The sequence below is a fragment of the Aeromonas sp. LsrichE-8G genome (assembly GCF_022869435.1).
GTDB classification, from domain to species: domain Bacteria; phylum Pseudomonadota; class Gammaproteobacteria; order Enterobacterales; family Aeromonadaceae; genus Aeromonas; species Aeromonas caviae.
Genome location: NZ_JALIHH010000232.1, coordinates 1 through 2,296 on the forward strand (window position 1 = coordinate 1; position 2,296 = coordinate 2,296).

A 2,296-nucleotide genomic window follows, 5' to 3' on the forward strand; every position below is an offset into this window, starting at 1 on the left:
TGCGGCGACCAAACCAAGGTGATCGAGGTTACGGATCGAGATAGCGGGTGCGGCCATGATGATCTACCTGCAAAAGAGAGTAATAGATCAGAACGGCCGATCGCCGTCAAGCACTGAAAATAGCAAAATCAGGTGCGGAATGACGGGTTTCATCGTCATTCTCCAATGCTCATGTTGATGCAATCAGCGAGTTGAAGGCGCTGCCGTCCTGTCGTGTCGCATTAGGTATAAAACGGCTGTAGACCTCAAACAGCATCTTGGTGGTGCTGTGCCCGAGTTGTTGGGCTATCCACTCGGGGCTTTCCCCTGCGGCCAGCCAGAGCGTTGCCGTGGTGTGGCGGGTTTGGTAGGGCCGTCGACGGCTCAATCCCAGTATGAGGAGGGTGGGGTACCAGATCCGTTTGGTGACATTGCGATGATCCAGCGGGTTGCCGGCGTCATTGCAAAAGACATAGTCACAGTGGCGTGTTGCCTCATGCTGTTTGCGTAATGCCTGATAGACAGGCTCCGACATCTGAATAGCTCGATATGAAGACTGAGTTTTCGGCGTTTCAACTTTTCCGTTGACCAATGCCTGCTCGATCAGGATCTGCCGTTTGCCGAAGTCTACATAGCGCCAGAGCAGACCATCTATCTCGGCAGTACGCATACCGGTGAAAAAACGAACCGTATAGTAAGGTTCGTAATCTGCTCGTACCCCAGCAAGAAAAGTACGCACCTCGGCCAGGGAAAATGGCTCGATTGATCCTCTGCTGATCTTCAGTGGGCGGATGTTCTGGAATGGATTCTCGAAGTCACAACGCATCGCCGCCTCACTAAACACGCAGCGCAAGGGCGTCATGATGTGATTAATACGGTCATTGGTTATGCTGCGTTTGCTGGCTGTGTAACCTTTGCCGAGCCGCCCGCGAAAATTCAGTATGTCAGCCCTTGTAATAGTATCGATGGGCTGAGAGCCGAATGCTGGCAGCAGGTAGCGCTCAAAAATCGAGTTGATGTTGAGACAATGACTTGTTTTCCAGAAGGCCTCATTTTCTGATAGCCACTGCCGACTGAAAGAGGCAAAGCTTGGCATATTGCTGATGAGCCTTGGTGCGTCAGGTGCATGGGTGATCACGTCTTGTGTTGCTTGGTCTAGTTGCTCGAATTCTGCACATCGCTTGCTACTGGGAAAGTAGTCACGATAGACGAAGCGTCCTAGACGGATGGCGCTTTCTATCTCCTCCATGACTTTTTCTAGTCGGCTGCGGTTAAGCTTGGTGTCCTTCAGCATGGTTTGCTCACGACAGCGCACCTGCTGATAGTGGAAATCGAAAAAGAGTTTGCCGTCACGGCTTCGGATGCTACCCACGGCATATACCTCCGTTGGCCATCGGGATCACCGACAGCTGACGGTTACTCGGCTTGTACATCTCCTGCTCGATCGCTTCCCAGATGTAGAAGACTTTCCGTCCCCCAAACGGCCGGATGTAGTGGGTCCCCTCCAAGAACACCGTGTTTTTGAGTCCATGATTGATGTAAGCTGCGCTAAACTTGATCCGTTCGGCAAGTTCGTCAGCAGTAAGTAAGGTTTTGTTCATAGAGCACCTCATCGTTCCCATGTGGATGTAATGTTCTTTGAGGGAACTTTAGGGTGGTTTTACTGTTCTGTCAAAGAACATTTGCTGTTATTTTTGAAATATATTTCTTTAGGGGTTTTATGATCCGATTTCGGCTAAAGGAACTGATCGCGGAGAAGGAGTTTCGGGAGCAACGCAAGATCACGCTCATCGAGGTCGCAGAGAAAACCGGCGTCAACAGAACATCACTGTCAAAAATGCAGAATCCGGCCAACCGTCACTCCACCACCACTGCCGCAGTCGATGCCTTGTGTAACTACTTTGGCTGTTCGGTGGGGGAGTTGATGGTTCATGTACCGGAGCCGCAAGATCCTGCTTAATGTGACCTAAGGGCAATATGGCTAAGAATGAGCAGCAAAAGGAAATGTATCCATGGCGTGACGTGGATAAGGCGCGCAATCATCCTAGGCGAAGGATCAAGATGAGCTTGGACAGTGCCCAGTTGATGGGCGGAAAAGGTCTCTGTTGCCCCTGTTGTGGTTGTTCTTGCGAAAAATTGACCTGGTTCGAATTTTCAAGTCCTCCGTGGACTTGGGAAAACCACTGTGGTGTTAAGGGTATCATGTCAGTCTGTGATCACTGCCATGTCCAGGTCGAATTCATTACACAGTTGGTAAGTTGAACTAGCCAACGACGTGAGTGCCTCAGCCCAATCGTCATCTTGTGCTTATGCCGTT

Annotated in this window: 3 protein-coding genes; 1 reads left to right on the forward strand and 2 read right to left on the reverse strand. The window is 50.7% G+C overall.

Features of this window, described 5'->3' with window-relative positions:
• Nucleotides 1-169: 169 nt before the first annotated feature.
• Nucleotides 170-1,351: a DUF3596 domain-containing protein gene (locus MUW49_RS19650; protein WP_053288476.1), complete on the reverse strand. Its 1,182-nt coding sequence runs from the start codon at nt 1,349-1,351 to the stop codon at nt 170-172.
• Nucleotides 1,344-1,580 carry a hypothetical protein gene (locus MUW49_RS19655; protein ID WP_053288475.1) on the reverse strand — a complete coding sequence of 79 codons (237 nt, stop codon included), beginning with the start codon at nt 1,578-1,580 and terminating at the stop codon, nt 1,344-1,346. Before MUW49_RS19655 ends, MUW49_RS19650 begins: the two co-directional genes overlap by 8 nt.
• 53 nt (nt 1,581-1,633) lie before the next feature.
• Here MUW49_RS19655 and MUW49_RS19660 point away from each other — a divergent pair, with 53 nt between their 5' ends.
• Nucleotides 1,634-1,939 (forward strand): helix-turn-helix transcriptional regulator, encoded by a 306-nt coding sequence (locus tag MUW49_RS19660; RefSeq protein ID WP_223943999.1) that lies wholly within the window; start codon nt 1,634-1,636, stop codon nt 1,937-1,939.
• The last annotated feature ends 357 nt before the right edge of the window (nt 1,940-2,296 follow it).

What these genes read in the sequence shown, in the direction of transcription:
- MUW49_RS19655 (WP_053288475.1), bottom strand. Translation starts at nt 1,580, where the DNA reads ATGAACAAAACCTTACTTACTGCTGACGAACTTGCCGAACGGATCAAG.